Origin of the sequence: Fictibacillus sp. 23RED33, from assembly GCF_015903925.1 — a bacterium.
Taxonomy (GTDB): Bacteria; Bacillota; Bacilli; order Bacillales; family Fictibacillaceae; genus Fictibacillus; species Fictibacillus phosphorivorans.
Genome location: NZ_JACZDX010000005.1, coordinates 218,841 through 240,210, shown reverse-complemented (window position 1 = coordinate 240,210; position 21,370 = coordinate 218,841). Strand labels below are relative to the sequence as shown.

General features: G+C 38.6%; 21 protein-coding genes. 17 read left to right on the top strand and 4 right to left on the bottom strand.

What is annotated here, in order from left to right:
• The first annotated feature begins 82 nt into the window (after positions 1 to 82).
• On the top strand, positions 83 to 865 hold the full coding sequence (locus tag IHV09_RS17085) for a phosphotransferase family protein (RefSeq protein WP_197131728.1): 783 nt from the start codon (positions 83 to 85) through the stop codon (positions 863 to 865).
• 50 nt (positions 866 to 915) lie between these two features.
• Here IHV09_RS17085 and IHV09_RS17080 read toward each other — a convergent pair whose 3' ends face one another.
• Positions 916 to 1,200, bottom strand: a complete 285-nt coding sequence (locus IHV09_RS17080) for a YtzH-like family protein (protein ID WP_186320458.1) — start codon at positions 1,198 to 1,200, stop codon at positions 916 to 918.
• A gap of 119 nt (positions 1,201 to 1,319) precedes the next feature.
• On the opposite strand from IHV09_RS17080, the gene trmB reads away from it, so the two are divergent.
• From trmB to IHV09_RS17065, 3 genes are all read left to right on the top strand, one after another.
• Positions 1,320 to 1,961 (top strand): tRNA (guanosine(46)-N7)-methyltransferase TrmB, encoded by a 642-nt coding sequence (gene trmB, locus IHV09_RS17075; RefSeq protein ID WP_197189602.1) that lies wholly within the window; start codon positions 1,320 to 1,322, stop codon positions 1,959 to 1,961.
• A gap of 96 nt (positions 1,962 to 2,057) precedes the next feature.
• Positions 2,058 to 2,900 (top strand): YtnP family quorum-quenching lactonase, encoded by an 843-nt coding sequence (locus tag IHV09_RS17070; RefSeq protein ID WP_197265017.1) that lies wholly within the window; start codon positions 2,058 to 2,060, stop codon positions 2,898 to 2,900.
• A gap of 129 nt (positions 2,901 to 3,029) precedes the next feature.
• Entirely contained in the window at positions 3,030 to 3,566 is a 537-nt protein-coding gene (locus IHV09_RS17065) for a hypothetical protein (RefSeq protein WP_197131722.1), read from the top strand.
• A 260-nt stretch (positions 3,567 to 3,826) separates the two neighbouring features.
• Here IHV09_RS17065 and IHV09_RS17060 read toward each other — a convergent pair whose 3' ends face one another.
• Positions 3,827 to 4,135: a PepSY domain-containing protein gene (locus tag IHV09_RS17060; RefSeq protein ID WP_197131720.1), complete on the bottom strand. Its 309-nt coding sequence runs from the start codon at positions 4,133 to 4,135 to the stop codon at positions 3,827 to 3,829.
• Between the two features lie 246 nt (positions 4,136 to 4,381).
• Between IHV09_RS17060 and queD the strand changes: the two genes are divergently transcribed.
• The 6 genes from queD to mltG all read left to right on the top strand — a co-directional run bounded on the left by queD (position 4,382) and on the right by mltG (position 9,105).
• The gene (gene queD / locus IHV09_RS17055; protein ID WP_197131718.1) at positions 4,382 to 4,864 is read left to right on the top strand and encodes a 6-carboxytetrahydropterin synthase QueD; all 483 of its coding nucleotides are present in this window, start codon (positions 4,382 to 4,384) and stop codon (positions 4,862 to 4,864) included.
• A complete protein-coding gene (locus tag IHV09_RS17050) occupies positions 4,854 to 5,579 on the top strand; it encodes a 7-carboxy-7-deazaguanine synthase QueE (protein WP_197189599.1) in 726 nt (241 codons plus the stop codon). Before queD ends, IHV09_RS17050 begins: the two co-directional genes overlap by 11 nt.
• A 2-nt stretch (positions 5,580 to 5,581) precedes the next feature.
• Positions 5,582 to 6,253, top strand: coding sequence for a 7-cyano-7-deazaguanine synthase QueC (queC, locus tag IHV09_RS17045; RefSeq protein WP_197265016.1), 672 nt, complete (start codon positions 5,582 to 5,584; stop codon positions 6,251 to 6,253).
• A gap of 84 nt (positions 6,254 to 6,337) precedes the next feature.
• Positions 6,338 to 7,408 carry a M42 family metallopeptidase gene (locus tag IHV09_RS17040; protein ID WP_197189597.1) on the top strand — a complete coding sequence of 357 codons (1,071 nt, stop codon included), beginning with the start codon at positions 6,338 to 6,340 and terminating at the stop codon, positions 7,406 to 7,408.
• Between the two features lie 13 nt (positions 7,409 to 7,421).
• A complete protein-coding gene (locus IHV09_RS17035) occupies positions 7,422 to 7,934 on the top strand; it encodes a DUF84 family protein (RefSeq protein ID WP_197265015.1) in 513 nt (170 codons plus the stop codon).
• A gap of 145 nt (positions 7,935 to 8,079) precedes the next feature.
• The gene (gene mltG / locus IHV09_RS17030) at positions 8,080 to 9,105 is read left to right on the top strand and encodes an endolytic transglycosylase MltG (RefSeq protein WP_197265014.1); all 1,026 of its coding nucleotides are present in this window, start codon (positions 8,080 to 8,082) and stop codon (positions 9,103 to 9,105) included.
• 30 nt (positions 9,106 to 9,135) lie between these two features.
• On the opposite strand, the gene IHV09_RS17025 is transcribed toward mltG, so the two are convergent.
• A complete protein-coding gene (locus tag IHV09_RS17025; RefSeq protein WP_197265013.1) occupies positions 9,136 to 11,319 on the bottom strand; it encodes a methyl-accepting chemotaxis protein in 2,184 nt (727 codons plus the stop codon).
• 171 nt (positions 11,320 to 11,490) lie between these two features.
• Between IHV09_RS17025 and IHV09_RS17020 the strand changes: the two genes are divergently transcribed.
• The 7 genes from IHV09_RS17020 to murC all read left to right on the top strand — a co-directional run bounded on the left by IHV09_RS17020 (position 11,491) and on the right by murC (position 20,027).
• Positions 11,491 to 12,498 (top strand): PTS transporter subunit IIC, encoded by a 1,008-nt coding sequence (locus IHV09_RS17020; RefSeq protein ID WP_197131703.1) that lies wholly within the window; start codon positions 11,491 to 11,493, stop codon positions 12,496 to 12,498.
• Between the two features lie 13 nt (positions 12,499 to 12,511).
• Complete coding sequence (locus tag IHV09_RS17015) at positions 12,512 to 12,838, top strand: thioredoxin family protein (protein WP_197189593.1); 327 nt, start codon at positions 12,512 to 12,514, stop codon at positions 12,836 to 12,838.
• Positions 12,839 to 12,901: 63 nt separating this feature from the next.
• Entirely contained in the window at positions 12,902 to 13,327 is a 426-nt protein-coding gene (gene queF, locus IHV09_RS17010; protein WP_066396893.1) for a preQ(1) synthase, read from the top strand.
• 72 nt (positions 13,328 to 13,399) lie between these two features.
• A complete protein-coding gene (locus IHV09_RS17005) occupies positions 13,400 to 14,215 on the top strand; it encodes a DUF1444 family protein (RefSeq protein ID WP_197189592.1) in 816 nt (271 codons plus the stop codon).
• Between the two features lie 143 nt (positions 14,216 to 14,358).
• Positions 14,359 to 17,061, top strand: coding sequence for a DNA translocase FtsK (locus IHV09_RS17000; protein WP_197265012.1), 2,703 nt, complete (start codon positions 14,359 to 14,361; stop codon positions 17,059 to 17,061).
• A gap of 342 nt (positions 17,062 to 17,403) precedes the next feature.
• Positions 17,404 to 18,501 carry a nicotinate phosphoribosyltransferase gene (locus tag IHV09_RS16995; protein ID WP_191751972.1) on the top strand — a complete coding sequence of 366 codons (1,098 nt, stop codon included), beginning with the start codon at positions 17,404 to 17,406 and terminating at the stop codon, positions 18,499 to 18,501.
• A 218-nt stretch (positions 18,502 to 18,719) separates the two neighbouring features.
• A complete protein-coding gene (gene murC, locus IHV09_RS16990; protein WP_197131692.1) occupies positions 18,720 to 20,027 on the top strand; it encodes a UDP-N-acetylmuramate--L-alanine ligase in 1,308 nt (435 codons plus the stop codon).
• A gap of 223 nt (positions 20,028 to 20,250) precedes the next feature.
• On the opposite strand, the gene IHV09_RS16985 is transcribed toward murC, so the two are convergent.
• Positions 20,251 to 21,363 carry an aminopeptidase gene (locus tag IHV09_RS16985; protein ID WP_197131689.1) on the bottom strand — a complete coding sequence of 371 codons (1,113 nt, stop codon included), beginning with the start codon at positions 21,361 to 21,363 and terminating at the stop codon, positions 20,251 to 20,253.
• Positions 21,364 to 21,370: the final 7 nt, after the last annotated feature.

Below are 21,370 nucleotides of genomic sequence, written 5' to 3'. Positions count from 1 at the left end.
ATTCGATACGGAAAAGCTTTAATTTTTTGAACGAACAACTAATAAAAAACGGATTTCTTAACTAGACAAGAAGGTGAACATTTTGGAACAGATTTTGGGAGAAGATTGGCAGGTTTCCCCTGCTGGCGGAGCAACGGGAGAAGCATATATAGCTGAATATGGGAACCAAAAACTGTTTTTAAAGCGTAATTCCTCTCCGTTTTTAGCTGTTCTTTCTGCAGAAGGAATTGTTCCTAAACTTTTATGGACAAAAAGATTAGGTAATGGAGATGTTATAACAGCTCAGCAATGGCTAAACGGCCGTGAATTAAAAGCAGCAGATATGAAAAGTGAGAATGTAGCTGAACTTTTGGCGAAAATTCACCGATCTCAAGAACTGCTTGGCATGATGAACCGATTAGAGAAAAAAAGGTTAACACCAGTTGACCTATTAAATGATATACAATTGCAGATGCGTAAAGAAAAAGATTATCTAGAAATCATCAATGATTCCTTTGCTTATTTAATGGAGACTGCATCTGAAGTGGAAGTCGATAATTTGGTTGTATGCCACTGTGATGTTAATCATAACAATTGGCTGCTAAGCGATTCTGATGAATTATATTTAATCGATTGGGATGGAGCGATGATTGCTGATCCTGCATTAGATCTTGGAATGCTTCTCTATAGCTATATCCCTTATGAAAAATGGGAAGAATGGCTCGAGATTTATGGGGAAACCCTTGATGATGATTTAGAAAGAAGAATGCATTGGTATGTTTTGGCACAAACGATAAGCTCTTTTTTCTGGTATAAAGAAAAAGGACAGTCTAAAGAGACTGCCCATTTTGCAGAAAGTATTAAGAAACTTGCTGGTTCGATCTAACACTGACAATATATAAGACCATCTGACACTATTTCCTAGGGAATAGTGTCTTAATATGGATGATGTGTTTGAATTGTGTTGATCCATGATTCTAAGTGAGGACGATGATTGGTAATATGCTCTTCTAAATGCTGGTGTGAAAAGCCTGTATGACTATATTCGTTAATGTTGGATAAGATGTTTCGTACTTCTTCATGAACTGCGCCGTTCTCCAATAAATGTGCAGCAAGACGTTCTAATTGAGCACATTCGGATGGTGAACCAGCACAATCGGTATAATGGTCTTGAAGAAGATCTCTTATGATATGCAATTGATCATTGTGATTTAAGGGCATTTTTCCTGCACATCCTTTCATTGCATAGCTTATGGATTATGCTAAAAAATATCCTTCGTTTAAAACTATTATGAGGTAAATGAAATCGTATATAAAAGTGTGAAAAGTGGGGAGAAACTATGCGTCAAAGATTTAAGCCTTGGGCAAAAGAAAAATTAATCGACCATCCTGAATACGTTTCAGTAGAACCTGAAAAGATGAAAGGGAAATGGCATTCTTTTTTTGGGAATGACAATCCGATTCATATTGAAGTTGGAACAGGTAAAGGACAGTTTGTTAATGGTATGGCTAAACAAAATCCTTCTATAAATTATTTAGGGATGGAGCTTTATGACAGTATCATCATTACTGCATTGGATCGTATTCTAGAAGACGAAAAACCAAACGTTAAACTTATTAGAGCAGATGCATCACACTTGCTGGATTACTTTGAACCGGGAGAAATTGAGCGTGTTTACCTCAACTTTTCAGATCCTTGGCCAAAATCCAAACATGCTAAAAGAAGATTAACGCATGAAAGTTTTCTGAAACGATACGAAACGGTATTAAAAAAGCCGGGTGAAATACATTTTAAGACGGATAATCAAGGGTTGTTCGAGTATTCACTTCATAGCATGTCAACTTATGGCATGTTCTTTAACCAAGTAAGTCTTGATCTTCATAAGAGTGATATGGAAGATAACGTTATGACAGAATATGAAGAGAAATTCTCTGAAAAAGGATATCGAATTTACCGAATGGAAGCACAATTCCGTTCATAAAGACCCAAGCATATGCTTGGGTCTTTTCTTTTCATCCGATCTGTGTTTCTTGTGATACACTTGTACAGAGATCCAAATAGAAAGGAGACTAAAAATATGGATCAGTGGAAGATTGGTAAAAAGACATTGACATGGTTGGATGGCGGGGTCACACATATGGACGGCGGTGCTATGTTTGGAGTCGTTCCTAAAGCTCTATGGGAAAGGAAATACCCTGTTAACGAGAAGAATCAAATAGAACTTAGAACTGAACCCATCCTTGTTCAAGGTTTTGAAGGAAAGAACATACTCATTGAGTCTGGAATCGGTTATGGGAAATTAACAGAAAAACAAAAAAGAAATTATGGCGTTACAGAAGAGTCGCTTATTGAAAAAAGTTTAGAAAAAGAGGGATTAACAACAGCTGATATTGATATTATTCTTATGACACATATGCATTTTGATCATGCCTCAGGGCTATCCAGATGGGAAGATGATCAGTTAGTACCTGTTTTTGAAAACGCTGTTATTTATACTTCTGAAACAGAGTGGAATGAGCTTAAGAATCCAAATATCAGGTCTCAGAATACATATTGGAAAGAAAATTGGGAACCTATTCAGCATCAAGTAAGGACGTTTAAAGAAGAGATAGATGTTCTAGAAGGGATAAGAATGGTTCATACGGGCGGGCATAGTGATGGTCATTCCCTGATTGAGCTAACGATAGAGAATGGTGAAAAGCTCTATCACATTGGTGACATCATGCCAACTCATGCACATCATAACCCACTATGGGTGCTGGCTTATGATGATTATCCCATGACTTCCATCTTTCAAAAACAGAAATGGATAAAGCCTGACACATGGTATTTCTTTTATCATGATTGTATTTGTCGTGCTGTTAAGTGGGATGCAAAAGGTGACATGACAGAAAGAATTCCACGTTCCCCGAAAATGTAAAAAAACCGTCACATATTTTCCATTTTCAAGTGAATGTCGAAATCGACAGGATATGTTAAAATATGAGAGGCATGTATTGATGAACTTTATTTATATCTTAAAGGGTAAAAAATGAGAGGGGATTTGAAAATGAAAAAACAGTTAGTTGCCATTTTTACCGTTTTAGCACTGTTTTTATCAATGGGTACTTTCGTATCTGCTGAACAAGCTACAGATGAAATGAAGAAGACGATTGAAAAGGGAATTGAAAGTAAGCACAAAGATTTAAAAAAAGGTTCTTTAACATTAACAGACATTGAAACATACCCAAATCAAGACTCAGAACTAGATGCATCAGAAGTAACAGTTGCCATTGCTAACTATGATACGGTTAGAGATAATATTTTTTACTTCGATCACACAGAAGTTGTGTTCTATGATGCTGACAAAAACGAACTTTTGGCTGAAGCAGCAGTAGCTAAAGCAAACTCTCAAATTAAAGATTATAAAAAAGCACACGAATCAGATCTTGGAACTCATATGGATTGGATCGTTGTAACAGGACTATTATTTCTTCTAATCATCGTTCCTTTATTGATTTTAGGTGTTTGGGAAAAGCGTCAGTATCTTACTACGAAATTCAAGATCGATAACAATCTTTATGATCAAACAAAATTATATCGTTAATCTCCATAAGAAAGCCCTCAGGAAATTATTTTCCTAAGGGCTTTTTTTACTTTGTGTTTGTTTTTGGATTTGAAGGGGCATTTTGTTCATCACAACCATTTAACTTTTTTTACCTAGAGGGTGTAGCCACTGCAACTAGACAGGTGAGACACTTAAAAGTGAAACGTACGAATGTGGCTCACCGCCTGCACCGTGGAAAGCAAGCAGCCTGGAATGGAAATCAACATTTCCGAAAGCAACAAAGTTTAAGAAAACAGCCTTTATTTTTGAATGAGCTCTAAAAGACTTCCAGTTGAAGCATCAATTAAGAATTCGTAATGCGAGGCTTCCCTTCCAGGTGATGAGTTTGAAAAGCCACCCTTATATACAGAGTATGGAAGGCCGTGCACGTTCTTTTCTTCTGAGTTAACCATGATCCAGGCTCCAGAGATTGTGTAATGATCTCTTGCTTTTTCCTTAAATTGTTTTAAAGCTTTTTCTGGTGTGATGGTTTCTGTTTGCTTCTTTGTAACAACATAACCGATTGCAGCACCTGTGAGGCCTGCTAGAATCAGGTTTCTCCAATTCATTACTATTCCCACCTTATGTAAGTTCATTTTTAAAAATCATATTGGTTCTTCTTTATCAGTATAACAAAGAAAAGCCTTCTTTTTCTTGGGCTTTTTTGATAAGATACACTTGATAAAGATGGAGGGTTCGAAATTCCCACCCCTCTTAAAACAAAACTAGGGAGCGTGAAGAATGAACATTTACACTCTCTGCGTTTTTAGCAGAGTTTTTTTGTTTTCGTGCTCCATTCGAAAGGATGAACTGGAATGACTTATAAAATTCCAACAGATGTTCAAATACTTGGTCGCGACATTAAGAGCGAACAATTAAAGTACCATAATAAGCGGGTTGCAGTATGCAAAGAGTTTACGTTTGATGCGGCTCATCATCTGCATTGCTATGATGGAAAATGTAAAAATCTCCACGGTCACACATACAAACTAGTGATCACAATGAGCGGATTTGTGAATTCAATCGGTATTGCCGTAGATTTTGGAGAGATAAAAGAAATCTTTAAATCAGCAATCGACAGTAAACTAGATCACCGATATTTAAATGAAGTTCTTCCGCCGATGAATACGACTGCAGAAAATATGGTGGTTTGGATTTGGGAGCAAATTGATCTTGAACTAAACGAACGAGGTCTAAGTGAACAAGGTCACAGGTTAGAAGAGTTAAAGCTGTATGAGACACCTACTAGCTATGCTGTCATGAAAAGAGAATGGATGGTGGAAAAGGATGATGTTTAATCTGCCGTCTAAAGACGTTTGGAAACATTGGAAAGTTCCTATGGTCGAGATTTTTGAGACGGTAGAAGGTGAAGGATTACAAGCTGGGTATCCTACGGTTTTTGTACGTGTTTTTCATTGTAATCTCCGTTGCACGTGGTGTGATACGACATACAGTTATGCACCAGCTAAGCCTGAGTTTGAAGCAACGATTGAAGAGATCGTGAATACGATTAAGACGTTTCGTTCACAACGAATCTGTTTTACAGGTGGAGAGCCTTTAATCCACCGAGAAAAATCAGCTGCCTTGCTTCTAGCTATGGCTGACTTGGATCATATTGTGGATATCCACATTGAAACGAACGGAGCTATCGATCTACAGCCATTTGAGCAATTGCGCAACTCTCACCATGATTTACAAAAAAAGATGAGATTCGTGATGGATTACAAGCTCCCAGCATCTGGTGAGATGGAACGGATGCACATGGAGAATTTCAAAGAGCTTCAGCACCAAGATGAGATCAAATTTGTTGTGGGGTCAGAGAACGATTTTGAGATAACGAAACAAGTAGTCTCTGAACATTACAGAAATGGTCAGATCTGTGTAAGTCCGGTATGGGAAAGTATGCCTCCGAGACGTCTTGTTGAACTTTTGTTGGAGAATCCACTACCAAATGCAAAGCTCAGTCTTCAGCTTCATAAAGTGATCTGGCATCCAGAAGAAAGAGGGGTCTAACCATGAACAAAAAAGCGGTTATTGTTTTAAGCGGAGGACTTGATAGCACAACTTGTATGGGGATCGCAAAGGCGGAAGGATATGACTTATATCCGATCACTTTTCACTATGGACAACGCCATAATCGAGAAGTTGAACAAGCGATTGAAGTCGGTAAATTTTATGGTGTAGCAGATCATCGAATTGTAGATCTCACCTTCTTAAAAGATATTGGTGGAAGTGCCCTTACTGATGAAAAGGTAGATGTTCCGACTGAGGCAGAAGAAGGAATCCCTGTAACGTATGTGCCTGCTAGAAATATGATTTTCTTATCACTCGCAAGCGCTTATGCTGAAGTTATCGGAGCTACTGCCGTTTATACCGGCGTTTCAGCGGTTGATTTTAGCGGCTATCCAGATTGTCGTCCTGAATTCATTCAGAGCATGGAAGAGACGATTAATCTAGCAACAAAAGCGGGTGTGACAGGGAAAAATATTTCAGTAGAAACACCATTGATCTCTTTATCTAAAAAGGAAACGATTGAAAAAGGTCTTTCTCTTGAAGTGCCATATGATCTAACAACTTCTTGCTACAATGGGAAAGAGGCAGCTTGCGGTCAATGTGACAGCTGTGTTTTACGTTTAAAAGGTTTTAAAGAAGCAGGAGCAGTCGATCCGATCACTTACGAAATCTAGAACGTTCATAAGTATAGAAAACCCCTTCTTATTAGGTGTACAATAAAAATGTACATGTGACTAATTAGAAGGGGTTGTTTTTAAATGAATAATGAAACACTCGACTTGTTTAAAACATTGACTGAATTGCCAGGGGCGCCAGGCTTTGAAAGAGATGTTCGTAAGTTTGTCCGAAAAGAGATCGAACCTGTATCAGATGAAATTATTCAAGATGGTCTTGGCAGCATCTTTGGTGTCAAAAAAGGGAATGGTCCAAAGATTATGGTAGCAGGGCACATGGATGAAGTTGGTTTCATGGTTACGAAGGTTACGAAGAACGGCATGCTTAAATTTCAAGAGTTAGGTGGCTGGTGGAGCCAAGTTCTGTTAGCTCAACGTGTAAATATTTATACGGATAAAGGTGATGTTATAACAGGTATTATCGGCTCGACTCCACCTCATCTTCTTTCCGACGATCAGCGTAACAGACCGATGGGTATTAAGAATATGTACATAGATATTGGTGCAGATAATGATGAAGAAGTTCATAACCTAGGCGTAAGACCCGGGCAGCAAATTGTTCCGATCTGTCCGTTCACACCGATGGCCAATCCGAAGAAGATTATGGCTAAAGCATGGGATAATCGTTATGGTGTGGGATTAGCGATTGAACTATTAAAAGAATTAAAGGATGAAACGTTGCCTAACGAATTGTATAGTGGTGCTACGGTTCAAGAAGAAGTAGGACTTAGAGGATCGAAAACAGCAGCTAACTTAATTCAACCTGATCTATTTTTCGCTTTAGATGCAAGTCCAGCGAATGACATGATGGGGGATAAAAGTGAGTTCGGACAGCTTGGGAAAGGTGCGTTGTTAAGGATTTTAGACAGAACGATGGTCACTCACCGTGGAATGAAGGAATATATTCTAGATACAGCTGAAACGCATAGGATTCCCTACCAGTATTTTATTTCACAAGGTGGAACGGATGCTGGCAGTGTACATATTTCAGGGAACGGTGTACCTTCTGCGGTGATCGGAATCTGTTCACGTTATATTCACACGCATGCTTCAATGATACATGTTGACGATTATGCAGCTGCTAAAGAATTGCTTATAAAACTTGTGAAAACAGCAGATGAATCTACATTAAGAACGATCTTAGAAAATAGCTGAGGGTGAACGCACGATGAAAATTGGAATTGGATCATCTAATCCTGCAAAGATTAAAGCAGCTCATCCTTTTATTACGCATTTTGAGGATGCTGAACTCGTATCTTACGCATCTGATTCACTGGTTGCGGCTCAGCCTTTTTCTGATGAGGAAACCAAGATCGGTGCTATCAATCGTGCGAGAGATTGTGTGATGCAAGGAGCGGACATCGGCATTGGTTTTGAAGGCGGTGTTATGGAGATGGAAGATGGCATGTATTTATGTAACTGGGGAGCGGTGGCTGACCAACATGGGAACGTCTATTCAGCTGCGGGAGCTCGCATTCTACTTCCATTGGTAATCGTAGCAGGTCTGAAGCAGGGCAAAGAACTTGGAACATTGATGGGGGACTTAACAAAAGACCCAGAGATCAGAAAAAAGGATGGAGCGATAGGCGTCTTTACCAGTGGCATGCTGTCTAGGAGTGAGATGTTTTTGCATATTTCCACGATCCTTTTAGGGCAATATATATACAGTTTAAACAAATAAAAGTTTAAAAACGCGATGCTATTGCAGAGTATATTTTCAATCGAAGGTTGTTAGTAAGGTTTGTATACCTTACCTAACAGCCTTTTTGTATGAATAAAGATAATCAGGGGAAATTAGAAACAAAAACGTTAGGCGGATTTTAACTTTGAACTCATATTCGAAAAGAGTACTGATCTTGTTTGTTGTCCTCATCGCTTTGTGTGTTGGCTGGGTCGTATATGAAGTCTCACCACCTGAAGGAACAGCAGAGAAGGCTTTTGTTATAAAAGAAAACAGTGATTTTGAAACGATATCCGATCATTTAAGAGAAAACGAATTTATTAAAAGCCCATTTTTATTTACCGTTTATGCAACAGTTACAGGAAAGAAAAGTGAAGTTATAGCCGGAGAACATACGATTAAACAAGGAAAAGGGTATAAAGAGATTCTGCGAGATCTATCTACTTTGGAAAATGAAACAGAAGCCATCGAAGTGATCATTCCAGAAGGTTTGACAGTTACAGAGATAGCAGATCGATTAAGCAAAGCGGAAATTGTGGATAGAAATCAATTTCTTGAAGTAGCAAAATCGTGGGATACATTAACTGATAATCAACAAGAGCAATTAGGAATAAACAAGAAAGTAAAAGAATCGGATACAAAGTTTGCTGTGGAAGGACTTCTTTTTCCAGACACTTATTATCTTGAGAAGAAAATGAAAGCAGATAAAATTATTCATCAAATGACTGAAAGACTGATCGAAGAAACAACAAAAATTACAATTAAAAGTGATCAAACAATTTATGAAATGATAACATTAGCTTCAATTATTGAGCAAGAAGCTCTTTTGAATGAAGAGAAACGTAGGATCGCTGGTGTTTTTGTGAATAGGTTAGAAGAAGAGAAGAAGCTGCAATCCTGCTCTACCGTTCAATACTTGCTAGAAAAACCAAAAGCAACATTAAGAAGAAAAGACATTAAGATTAATAGTCCGTACAATACGTATATCAATAAGGGTCTGCCGCCAGGGCCGATTTCTAGTCCAGATCTATCTTCATTAAAAGCCGCAGCAGATCCCGAAAAGCATAACTATTTTTACTTTGTTGCAAAACAGGATGGTACATGGAGTCATTACTTTTCAAAAACGTATAAAGAACATAGAAAATATACTCAATTGAGTGGAAATTATTAAACCCGGCGAGTGATCACCGGGTTTTTATACTTAATCTTCTTTTTTAGTTTCACGATCTAAAGAATGAACAGACTCCGTATCTTCCTCTATTTCCTCTTCGTCAACATGGTGATCAGGTGTTACTTCTGTCTCTGCTTCAATTTCTTCTCTGTACTCATCGTATGGAACATCATGCTCTTCTGCATCACTATCATCAACTGTTGCTGCTGCTTCATGGTAAGTATCGATAAATCCTATCTCTTCATCAGTGATTAGATTTTCTCTTTCACCTAAAGAAAATTGGTCTACTTCTTCTTGCAAAGTGAGGGCAATTTCTTGCAGTTCTGTCGCAGCAATGTTTACTTGGTGAATGGCTTCTTTTTGGTGAATACTTGAGGCACTAACTTGTTCACTTGTAGCAACGGATTCCTCAGATATCGCACTCACTTCAAAGAGCTTTTCAGATAAGTTTTCATTAGCGGATTCAACACGACCGATCGCACTTTTTACTTGAGAGATTCTTCCATTTATTTGAGAAACATTTTGAATGATGCTTGAAAACGCTTTTTCTGTCTGTTGAACAGATTCAACTTGATCAACACGATATTGCTCAAAGCGCACTGTTTCTTTTGATAACAGTTCCATTTGATATGTCATGGATTTTACTAGCTGCTGAATTCTTAGTGCTTCATTTTTAGAACGCTCAGCAAGTTTTCGAACTTCACTGGCAACAACGGAAAAGCCCCTTCCAGCTTCACCAGCTCTTGCGGATTCAATGGCTGCATTAAGTGCAAGAAGGTCAGTGCTTCCTGCTATCTCTTGGATCGTTTCAACGATTGAATGAATCTGTTTGGATTGTTTGCTCGCGTCTTGAATTTCTGAAATAAGACTTTGAGCAAGTTCTAAAAAGTTCTCAGAATGTGTATTTAGTTGATGGACGATATTGGATCCTGCTTTTCCTTCGTTTTCAGCTTGAATGGCATCAGAAGCAATCTCGTCACTGATCGAAGCCGTTTCTTTAATATATCCAGTCACATCAGAAAGCAAAAGTGTACATTCTTGCAGATGATCAGCCTGACTTTGAGCTCCTGTAGCTACTTGAGAGATCGCTTCTGTCACTTCATCACTTTGTGCGGTGGTTTCTTCTGATACGGCTGCTAAGTTTTGAGATGAACTCGTTAGTTTCTCTGCGGCATCTTTTACTTCGTTCATTGATTTTTGCATTTTTTCAGCCATACGATTAAAGGTTTGAGCTAGTTCTCCCATTTCATCCTTAGATTTCGTCTCTACACGATAAGAAAGATCACCATCACCAATAATGGCAGCCCCTTCTTTAAGTACCGAAATTGAGGATTGGATCGATCGTAGAAGCCAAACACCGATCACACTTAATATCGATAAGATTACGACACTCAAACCAATTAAACTGATCGTCAGCCAAAACTTAACTGATTTTTGGTTTTTCGTTAATTCAACATTTTCCTTCTGCAAGTTACTTTCTGCATCTTTCGTTGATTGATCTACAACATTAGCGATCTTTTCAAAAGTCGAAATATCATCCCCGATCTTTTTTGTGATCGATTGGATCGTATCTGCAGAGGTTGTATATTTTAATAAATTTGATTTAAAAGTAGACAACTGATCAGCAGGCAGGTTTTTCTCATCTAACATACGATCAAACGTTTGAGCACTTTCTTTAAAGCTTTCAACCGTCGTGCTGTCATACTTAATATGAACATCTTTTTCATACGTTTGCATCTGCAGCAGTGTGATCAATAAAGCTTGGTCGTTCATGGCTTTTACTGATTCATAAAAGTTGTTAGATGTTTCTGTCATCATCTGCTTTAATGAGTTAAGTTGTGTGGTAAGGCTTGTGGCAGAATTAAACGATGTTTGATAAGCAGACAGGTCTTTTTCTATTCCTTTAATTGAAGAACTGTTCGTTTCTTTAGCTATTTTAGTTGTTGCTTTTTGCAAGTCATTCAATGAAGTTAAAACTTTTTCTTTAGCCTCTGTGCTAGGATCTCTTAAATACTCTTGTTCAAGTTTACGCACTTCATTAAATGTACTTTGAATATCATTACTAGAACGTAATGTTAGTTGTACTTGATCTCTTTCCTCTTCCATTTGGGTGTTCTGCCATAAAAATAATCCAATAAATGCAAGTAATAGTACCATTCCGGCTAAACTGATGAAAAGCATCAGTCGCACTCTTCTTCGTATCGACATGTTCATATGAATTCCCCCCTGCCATTTTATCGGTCTTTTTTGAATTATTTTAAGTTTCAAAGTAAAAAGAATTGTATGTAAAACTAATTAGCTTTACACCTGTCTTTACATGGGTTTAAAACAAGTTATAATGTTTGGGGGACATGTTTAACAGAACAGCAAAAGGAGTCATTTCATATGAGGGATTTTTTAAATAAAAAAGGGGTAAGTCTATCCCCAAAAACGTATTTTATTACGGGGTTTCAATATTTTGCACTAGGTTTGATGGCATCGCTTATCGTAGGACTGATTCTAAAGACGATTGGTGAGCAACTCTCGCTTCCATTTTTCACAGAGATGGGACAGTTAGCGATGACTTTGATGGGTCCAGTGATCGGTACGGCAGTGGCGTACGGATTAAAAGCACCTCCACTCGTTATCTTTTCAGCAGGTATAGCGGGTGCAGCAGGAGCGGATCTAGGGAGTGTTGCGGGTTGTTATGTAGCAGCGTTGATTGCTGTAGAAACCGGAAAGCTAGTATCTGAAGAAACGAAGTTTGATATTTTAATCACACCTGCAGTTACGATCTTTACAGGTTTTACGATTGCAACATTTATCGGACCAGGAATTGATCAATTCATGAAGGCATTTGGTCAGCTTGTTATGTGGTCAACGGATCAGAGACCGTTGATCATGGGGATATTAGTAGCTCTATTGCTTGGCTTTGCACTAACAGGTCCGATTTCTTCTGCCGCAATTGCGATGATGCTTGGCCTAGAGGGTCTAGCCGCTGGTGCAGCAACAATTGGATGTGCAGCTCAAATGATAGGGTTTGCCACAAGTTCATACCGGGAAAATGGATTTGGAGGCTGGCTTACCCAAGGAATCGGAACATCAAAACTACAGTTTCCGAATGTGGTGAGAAACCCGTATATTTTAATTCCGCCAACAGTTGCAGGTATCCTATTAGCACCCATCGGAACACTTTATTTTCAAATGGAGAATATTCCAGCCGGAGCAGGGATGGGTACAAGTGGCCTCGTAGGGCAAATTATGACGCTCAGGACGATGGGCTTTACCTTTGAAACGTTTCTTGCTATATTTATTTTGCATTTTATAGGACCCATTATCATTAGTCTGATACTTTCAGAATGGTTAAGAAAAAAAGGATATATTAAATTTGGCGATATGAAGCTGAATCAATAAGGAGACGATCTAAATGGAAAATATCAAATCGATCGAACAATTTAAAGAAACAATCAAAAAGGACGTTACAATAGCTGTCTTTTCTGCTGATTGGTGTCCGGATTGTGTGGTAATTAAGCCGATCCTACCAGAAATTGAAGAAGAATATTCAAGCTATCAATTTGTCTATGTGGATCGTGATGAACTGATCGAACTTTGTCAAGAGCATGATATTTTTGGTATACCGAGCTTTTTAGCATTTAAGGACGGCGAAGAGATCGGACGTTATGTGAATAAAGAGAGAAAAACAAAAGAGCAGATTGTTGCCTTTTTAGAAGAGCTTAACATTCCTTCAAAATAGGTCAAAAGAGTATGTTATAATAACGAAAAATGATATTTTTTTAGGTGAAGGGAAGTTTTTTTAATGGCTAAAGTTGAAGTAAATCACAGTAAATATGAAGGAATTCGTTTTGACATCCAAGATGAGAACGTAATCCTCGTTGATATATTAGAAACGATTCCATATGAGTATGTAGGAAAAGATACAATGGTAACCATTCCTACGACTGAATTTACATCTGTATGTCCTTGGTCAGGTCTTCCGGACTTTGCTGATATCATCATCAGCTACATTCCAAATGAAGATCTAGTAGAAATGAAGTCATTGAAGTATTATCTAACTTCATATCGTAATGTTGGAATCTATCAAGAGCATGCTACAAATCGTATTTTGGAAGATCTAGTGAAGCTGCTTAAACCAAAGTATATAAAAGTAGTAGGAAACTGGAACGCACGTGGCGGACTAGGAACAGAAGTAGTAGTAGAATATAAAGAAGAGAACAGCAAGTAAACGAACAAAAACCTCCATTAGGAGGTTTTTCACGTTACGAGTAACCGTAGTTTAGGAAAGGAGGATTCATATATGAGCAGTTCCATTAAACTAAAGAAAACGTTACAAGAGAGACTAATGAGTCCAACCAGAGAATTTTCATATGATAGAGAAGATGAAACACTGCGAATTACGAATAAGTTAACGGGTAAAGGTGTATCTTTATCTCTCGGAGGTCTCAGTGCGCGCTGGTCGAAAGAAAAAGATGAGCTTATCGATAAACTTGTTTACTACGTTGAAGAAGGATTGAACGCCGCGTCCCATGAAGATGAGAGTTCGAATAGCCTATCACGCATCTTCCCAGTCATTCGTTCTGCTTCCTTTCCTACAGAAACACCAGAAGGAGAAGAACTGTTCTATCAAGAGCATACAGCAGAGACGAGGATTTATTATGCTTTAGACCTAGGCAAAACCTACAAACTTCTAACGAATAATAAGATGAAGGCGTTGGAGGTAGAAAAGTCTCAAATACTTGATGCAGCAAAGTTCAATGTAAAACGATTATCAACAGATTATAAAGAAGACCAAGTTGCGGGAAATACGTTCTTCTTTTTAAACCATAACGATGGATACGATGCGAGCAGAATCCTGAATGTTCAGTTCTTAGAAGAAATGAAGAAAAACATTACCGGAGAAATGGCAGTTGCCATACCACATCAAGATGTATTGATTGTTGCAGATATCAAAAATAAGCAAGGATACGATGTCTTGGCTCAGATGGCGATGCAATTTTTTATGAACGGACGAGTACCGATCACGGCTTTACCGTTTATGTATGAAAACAAAGAGCTAGAACCTGTCTTTATTTTAGCCAAGAATAGACCAGTAGAAGAAGAAACAACAGATTGATTAATAATAAAAGCCGCTAGATCATCTAGTGGTTTTTATTTCTTATCTTTTTAGACGCATGTGCTATTGATGAATATTTAGACTATTGTTTCTCTTCTATTTTCGCTACAATAAAGAAACAACCAACAGAAATAGGTGAGAAGATGAGTTGGATAAAAAAATTAATGAATACGTTTTTTGACGATGAAAATGAAGATGATTCCTATTATGAGGATGAGAGAAAGCAAAACCAAGAGCCAGTAAGAAAGCAACAAGCAACCGAAAAAAAGGAAAGTACAGAAAAGACGAGGTCGGTTCCTTTTGTAAACAATGGGAGAAAACCGTCTCAATCAAATATACAGCATCCTGCGAAAATGCTGCATAAGTATCCAGAGAATGCGCCATTTCGTTTTCCTGTGATCCCGGATGAAAAAACGGCAAAACCACCTGTACAACGACATACATATCAGCAGAAAGAGACACAACAGTATAAAGCCCCTGTTAGGGAAGAAAAACCATACCGAGATGAGCGCACTGTACGTGAGCAACGATCTCTTCAAAAAGACAACAGAAGAACTCAAGCTAAATCAACTACTTTTAGCCAGGAACCAAAACGTCAAGCATTCAAAGCATCTAACGTTCCGTCGCCTGTTTACGGATATGAGAGAAGAAATAAGAATGATGCACAGGTAAAGCCTGAACAAAAGGAAACCACTCCTGAAGTGAAATCAAGGTTTACGCCTACAGATGTACCTTCTCCTGTATACGGGTATGGAAAGAGAAAGCCAGAAGGTATCTTGTTCATCGGTAGAGATATACCTGAGAAGGATTCTGTGACAGAAGAACTTTTAAAGACTGTTGAAGAAGTTCTTCCAGCTGCAACAACAGAAGACACGATGGATTCACAAGAGATTCGGCGTGAGATTTCTCAATTTCAAGATTCGAATCAAAGTATGGTTGAACCAGAACAATTACCGGTTGAAGATGAAGTAATAATCTTGGGTCAGGATGTAGCATCTGAAGAAGAACAGCATAATGAGTCGCTTGAAATGGTTATCGAACACCAAGAGTATGTGTCAGAGGAGGACCACGAGGTTGCACCTGACACGTTAAATGTGGAGAAACAGGATGAAATGATTGAGCCTGTTGATGAATCAGAACCTGCTGATGAACGTGCGGAGAAACCTGATACACAATATGTTCAAGAGGTAGCCCCAAGTAAGTCAGAGAAGCAAGTACAAGAAGATGTAGTCATTGAACAGACTCCGCCTAAGAAAGAAGCTCCAAAAAGTGGAGGTCAATTCGTTCCTTTCAATGTGCTGATGCTAAAAAAAGACAGAAAGTCACTAAGCAGTGTTTCAAATCCAGAAATGCGTCAGTCAGAAAGTAGACAAACAGCAAGAAAAGAATTAAACATTCATCAAAGTGCTGAATCTGTAAAAAATCAGCTATTTGTTCCAATGTCATTATTGAATAAAGAGAAGATATCACTTGAAGATGATGATCTTTGGTTAAACGAACAAAAGAACACACTTCAATCAACATTGGATAACTTTAATGTGAACGCAAAAGTAGTTCATATGACAAAAGGCCCTGCCGTAACAAGGTTCGAAGTTCAACCCGCTCCAGGCGTTAAGGTAAACAAGATTACAAACCTTACAGATGATATAAAACTTAGCCTCGCTGCTCGTGATATAAGAATTGAAGCGCCGATCCCAGGAAAGAATGCAATCGGTATAGAAGTTCCCAACCAGCATAGCAGAGCTGTTTATTTACGTGAGATCATTGAAGATGATGTGTTTAAGGATTCAGTTTCTTCCTTAACAGTGGCTCTTGGTTTAGACATTTCAGGAGCACCTGTAGTAACAGATCTCCAAAAGATGCCGCACGGACTTATAGCAGGTGCTACAGGTTCAGGAAAGAGCGTTTGTATCAATTCTATACTTGTGAGCTTGCTGTATAAAGCAAAGCCGGAAGAAGTCAGACTGTTACTTGTCGATCCTAAAATGGTCGAACTCGCACCATACAATCATATCCCGCATCTAGTGACTCCTGTTATCACAGATGCAAAAGAGGCTACAGCTGCTTTGAAATGGGCGGTTGAAGAAATGGAACGCCGGTATGAAGAGTTTGCAAAAACAGGTGTACGTGAGATCAAACGTTACAATCAAAAGATGGAAGAAGAGCAGCATTATAAGAACAAGATGCCATATATTGTTGTAGTCATTGATGAATTGGCAGATCTTATGATGGTATCACCGCAAGAAGTTGAAGAAGCGATCTGCCGAATTGCTCAGAAAGCAAGAGCATGTGGTATCCATCTTCTTCTTGCAACACAGCGTCCATCAGTAGATGTTATCACAGGACTGATCAAAGCTAATGTACCAACTCGTACAGCATTCGCTGTATCGTCCGCGATAGATTCACGAACCATTCTAGATATGAGTGGTGCAGAACGGTTATTAGGGCGAGGCGATATGCTCTTTATGGAGAACGGCTCGAACAAAGCGGTTCGTATTCAAGGAACGTTCGTATCTGATGAAGAAATTGAAGAAGTAGCACGTTACGTAAAAGAAGAATATCAGACGGAATATCTTTTTACTCGTGAAGAACTGATTCAGCATCAGCAAACAACAGAAGTAGAAGACGAGCTTTTTGAAGAAGCTTGTTACTATGTAATCGAAGTAGGTGCAGCATCCTCTTCTAGCTTGCAGCGTAGATTTAGAATTGGTTACAACCGTGCAGCAAGATTAGTAGATATGATGGAAAGCTTCGGCCTCGTCTCTGAAACGATGGGAAGTAAACCAAGACATGTTCTTCTTACACAAGAAGAACTAGAGAATCGTTTATATAGTGGTGTAGAGTAATGAAGTAATCAGAAAGAGCTGATTGTAAGGGACGCCTTACATCAGCTCTTCTTTTGTAAGCAGAGTGGTGAAGTCTACACTTCGGTAGAAAGTAAGGATATCGGCAAGAATAAAGATATATCGGCAAGAAACCGATTATATCGGCGGGAAATATCTTTTATCAGCAAAATTGCTTTTATATCGGTATATTTGACCGATTATTCATTTATTTCACTTTCTGGTTGCTCTCTAAAATTCTCTATTAAATGATTTTCTTGAGTTATTGTGCCTTGTTCGCTATTATAGTGTGGGGAATAGTTCCCTTTCTTTTATACCTTGGAATAAGTCATGAGGAGTAATTTAATGAAAGAGATAGAATTAAAGCTGCAAGGTAAGATCAAGCGGCTCACAAATAAAACATTTAAATTTGATGAACGGATCAGAGAAGGCTGGTTCTCTGCTGTTTATTTTCTAAAAACGTGTGAGATTGTAGAATCATTTAAACCAGATAATATCGTAACCATGCAGTTCTTTCAAAAGAGTGATGCCGTTCTGTGCGGTTCGGATGAAGCGATCGCTCTTATTAAAACGTTTGCTAAAGATGTTGATTCTCTAGAGATCCATTCTTTAAAAGATGGAGACAAAATCTCTCCGTTTGAAACGGTGTTGACGATTAAGGGACCTTACCAAAACTTTGGGTTCTTAGAAGGTATGATAGATGGAATACTAGCCAGAAGAACGTCGGTTGCAACGAATGTTTATAATGTTGTGAAAGCTGCTAGCAAATCGGGCGTACAGAAACCGGTCATCTTTATGGGAGACCGAGATGATCATTTTGCACAGCAAGCAGGAGATGGTTATGCATCTTATATTGGCGGCTCAACTGCACAGGCTACACATGCAATGAATGAATGGTGGGGCAAAAAAGGAATGGGCACGATGCCACATGCCCTCATTCAAATTTTCAATGGTGACATAGTGGAAGCTACGAAAGCTTATCATGCAAAATACCCTGAAGACGACCTTATCTCACTCGTTGATTATAACAATGATGTGATAACAGATGCCTTAAAAGTAGCAAGAGAGTTTGGAGAGACTTTAAAAGGGGTAAGGGTTGATACTTCGCGAACGATGGTCGATCAATATTTCTTTAGAAATCCTGATGTGTTAGGTTCGTTTGACCCTAGAGGCGTCAATCCAGAATTGATCTTTGCACTCCGAAAAGCGCTGGATGAAGAAGGCTACCAACATGTCAAAATCGTTGTTAGCGGTGGGTTCAAGAAAGAAAGAATCGAGCAGTTTGAAGAACAAAAAGTACCTGTAGATATTTACGGGGTAGGCAGCAATCTATTAAAGATTAATATTGGATTTACCGGTGATAACGTTATGATGAACGAACAGCATCAAGCAAAAGCTGGAAGAATCTATCGCCATAATCCAAGACTAGAGTTAGTGGAATAACAGATATCATTATTTTGGAGAAGTTGGGTAAAAATAGATAAAAAGGTCTATTAGACTTTTATCATTTGTCTATCATGGTGATAGGACAACAACTTTGATATAATGGTTCAAGTATTCCGAATCAAGCCTGACTGTGCATAAATAACCGATTCAAACAGCAGGCATATAATAATACAAATAGGCCTTTTAGAAGGTGTTCTTTTTGTGGAGGGCTATACATGACAAAATACCATTTTATTGGAATTAAAGGGACAGGAATGAGCCCGTTGGCACAAATCCTTCATGACACTGGTCATGATGTTCAAGGATCTGATATTGAGCAATATATCTTTACTCAAACAGCACTTGAAGAGAAAAACATACCGGTGTTACCGTTTGACAAGAACAACGTTGAAGAAGGTCAAACGATTATCGCGGGTAATGCTTTTGGCGAACAGCATGAAGAGATTCAAGCTGCAAATGAAAAAAATATACCTATTCATAGATATCACCATTTTCTTGGAGAGTATCTATCTAACTTTACATCGATCGCCGTTACGGGATCGCACGGAAAAACGTCAACTACAGGATTACTAGCACATGTTGTAGGTGCAGCAAAACCTACTTCCTATTTGATCGGTGATGGAACAGGTAAAGGCAGCAAAGGCAGCGAATACTTTGTGTTTGAAGCATGTGAATATCGCAGACATTTCTTATCTTATAATCCTGATTATGCGATAATCACAAACATTGATTTTGATCATCCTGATTATTTTTCTGATTTAAAAGATGTAATCAGTGCATTCCAGGCTATGGCGATGCAGGTTAAAAAGGCAATCATCGCATGTGGTGATGATGCAAATCTTCAAGAAATTCATGCACAAGTACCTGTTGTGTTCTATGGTTTTGGTGATCATAATGATTTCCAAGCAAAGAATGTTAATCGTGGTGATGAAGGAACAACATTTGATGTATTTGTTCGCAACACGTTTTATGGGACGTTCCAGATTCCAGGATACGGCACACATAACGTTTTGAACGCCCTTGCAGTCATTGCGATCTGTCATTATGAAACATTACCGATGGATATCATTAAAGAGCAATTAAAGAGCTTCACAGGGGTTAAAAGACGTTTCTCTGAAAAATCAGTAGGTGACCAAATTCTGATCGATGACTACGCTCATCATCCGACTGAGATTAAAGTAACGATTGAAGCAACAAAGTATAAGTATAAAAATCGTGAAGTGGTAGCGATCTTCCAACCACATACATTTACACGAACAAAGACGTTTCTAGATGAATTTGCAGCAGCCTTAAGTGAAGCAGATCACGTTTATCTATGTGATATTTTTGGTTCTGCAAGAGAGAATGCGGGGAATCTTTCGATCGAAAATTTGATAGAAAAAATCCCTAACGCACAATTCATTACAGAAGATAAAGTGGATGTACTAAAAAAATACAATGACGGTGTTTTATTGTTCATGGGTGCTGGAGATATTCAAAAATTCCAAAGAGCATACGAGGAAACACTGACTGCAAAACCTTAAGAAAAAAAGACTTGCCTGACGGCAAGTCTTTTTTTGTATTTTCTTTTAATTAATTTGAGAAAGTTTATACCTGTGAAGGCTTGTGCTTCATTGACAAGTTGATTGTAGTGCAAGGTGGGAGACTCCTAACAGCGCAGAGCGCTAGGAGGCTCACCGCACGCCCCTCGGAAAGCGAGCATCCTGGAACGAAAATCAACTACTTACATGAGCTTTTCTACTAGTATTACTTTAAATTCTCAGGATTTAATTGCTCTAATTCAGGTAGAACGAAAACACCATCTTTACGGATCAACACATCGTCAAAGAAAATCTCTCCGCCACCGTAATCTGGACGTTGGATCATGACCATATCCCAATGGATGTTTGATTCATTTCCGTTATACGCCTCTTCATACGCTTGACCAGGCGTAAAGTGGAAGCTGCCGTCGATCTTCTCATCGAAAAGAATATCTTTCATCGGATGCTTGATGAACGGATTTACACCGATCGCAAATTCACCTACATAACGAGAACCTTCATCCGTATCAAAAATCTTGTTGATACGCTCAGAATCGTTAGCTGTCGCTTTTACAATCTTCCCGTTCTCAAACGTTAGCTGTACATTTTCGAATGTAAAACCGTTATATGGTGACGGCGTGTTATAAGAAATCGTTCCGCTAACAGAATCTTTAACTGGAGCTGTAAACACTTCACCATCTGGAATGTTGTTTTGTCCAGAACATTTAATGGATGGAATATCTTTGATCGAGAACGATAGATCTGTTCCAGGTCCTGTGATGCGAACTTTATCTGTCTTATCCATGAGGTCTTTTAGTGCAGTCATGGCGTCATCCATTTTTCCATAATCAAGGTTACATACTTCAAAATAGAAATCTTCGAAAGCTTCTGTGCTCATGCTTGCAGATTGTGCCATAGATGCGTTCGGGTAACGAAGCACACACCATTTCGTCTTTTTGATACGAATCTTACGGTGCATTGCAAAGATTGTTTTTTCGTAAAGCGCCATTTTTTCGGAAGGTACATCAGACATTTCGTTGATGTTGTCACCTGAACGTAGACCAATATAAGCATCCATCTGGTTCATAAGATCACCTTCGTGTTTAGCGATCATCTCCATTTGTTCTTCAGTTGCTTGTGTGTATTGAGCGCGCATTACAGAATGGTCTTTTAGTAGAACGAATGGAAAACCGCCAGCAGCATATGCTTCTTGAACAAGTGCGTTCACGAGTTCTTTTTGCAGGCCGAAGTTTTCAATCAATACTTTTTCACCTTTTTGCAGGTTTACTGAATATGTAATCAAGTTTTTTGCTAGTTGTTGAATTCTTGGATCTCTCATGTTGAAG

Coding starts and splice junctions, on each gene's coding strand:
- IHV09_RS17080 (WP_186320458.1), bottom strand. CDS start 1,200: ATGCCCTTAAATCACAATGATCAATTGCATATCATAAGAGATCTTCTT.
- trmB (WP_197189602.1), top strand. CDS start 1,320: ATGCGTCAAAGATTTAAGCCTTGGGCAAAAGAAAAATTAATCGACCAT.
- IHV09_RS17070 (WP_197265017.1), top strand. CDS start 2,058: ATGGATCAGTGGAAGATTGGTAAAAAGACATTGACATGGTTGGATGGC.
- IHV09_RS17065 (WP_197131722.1), top strand. CDS start 3,030: ATGAAAAAACAGTTAGTTGCCATTTTTACCGTTTTAGCACTGTTTTTA.
- IHV09_RS17060 (WP_197131720.1), bottom strand. CDS start 4,135: ATGAATTGGAGAAACCTGATTCTAGCAGGCCTCACAGGTGCTGCAATC.
- queD (WP_197131718.1), top strand. CDS start 4,382: ATGACTTATAAAATTCCAACAGATGTTCAAATACTTGGTCGCGACATT.
- IHV09_RS17050 (WP_197189599.1), top strand. CDS start 4,854: ATGATGTTTAATCTGCCGTCTAAAGACGTTTGGAAACATTGGAAAGTT.
- queC (WP_197265016.1), top strand. CDS start 5,582: ATGAACAAAAAAGCGGTTATTGTTTTAAGCGGAGGACTTGATAGCACA.
- IHV09_RS17040 (WP_197189597.1), top strand. CDS start 6,338: ATGAATAATGAAACACTCGACTTGTTTAAAACATTGACTGAATTGCCA.
- IHV09_RS17035 (WP_197265015.1), top strand. CDS start 7,422: ATGAAAATTGGAATTGGATCATCTAATCCTGCAAAGATTAAAGCAGCT.
- IHV09_RS17025 (WP_197265013.1), bottom strand. CDS start 11,319: ATGAACATGTCGATACGAAGAAGAGTGCGACTGATGCTTTTCATCAGT.
- IHV09_RS17020 (WP_197131703.1), top strand. CDS start 11,491: ATGAGGGATTTTTTAAATAAAAAAGGGGTAAGTCTATCCCCAAAAACG.
- IHV09_RS17015 (WP_197189593.1), top strand. CDS start 12,512: ATGGAAAATATCAAATCGATCGAACAATTTAAAGAAACAATCAAAAAG.
- queF (WP_066396893.1), top strand. CDS start 12,902: ATGGCTAAAGTTGAAGTAAATCACAGTAAATATGAAGGAATTCGTTTT.
- IHV09_RS17005 (WP_197189592.1), top strand. CDS start 13,400: ATGAGCAGTTCCATTAAACTAAAGAAAACGTTACAAGAGAGACTAATG.
- IHV09_RS17000 (WP_197265012.1), top strand. CDS start 14,359: ATGAGTTGGATAAAAAAATTAATGAATACGTTTTTTGACGATGAAAAT.
- IHV09_RS16995 (WP_191751972.1), top strand. CDS start 17,404: ATGAAAGAGATAGAATTAAAGCTGCAAGGTAAGATCAAGCGGCTCACA.
- murC (WP_197131692.1), top strand. CDS start 18,720: ATGACAAAATACCATTTTATTGGAATTAAAGGGACAGGAATGAGCCCG.
- IHV09_RS16985 (WP_197131689.1), bottom strand. CDS start 21,363: ATGAGAGATCCAAGAATTCAACAACTAGCAAAAAACTTGATTACATAT.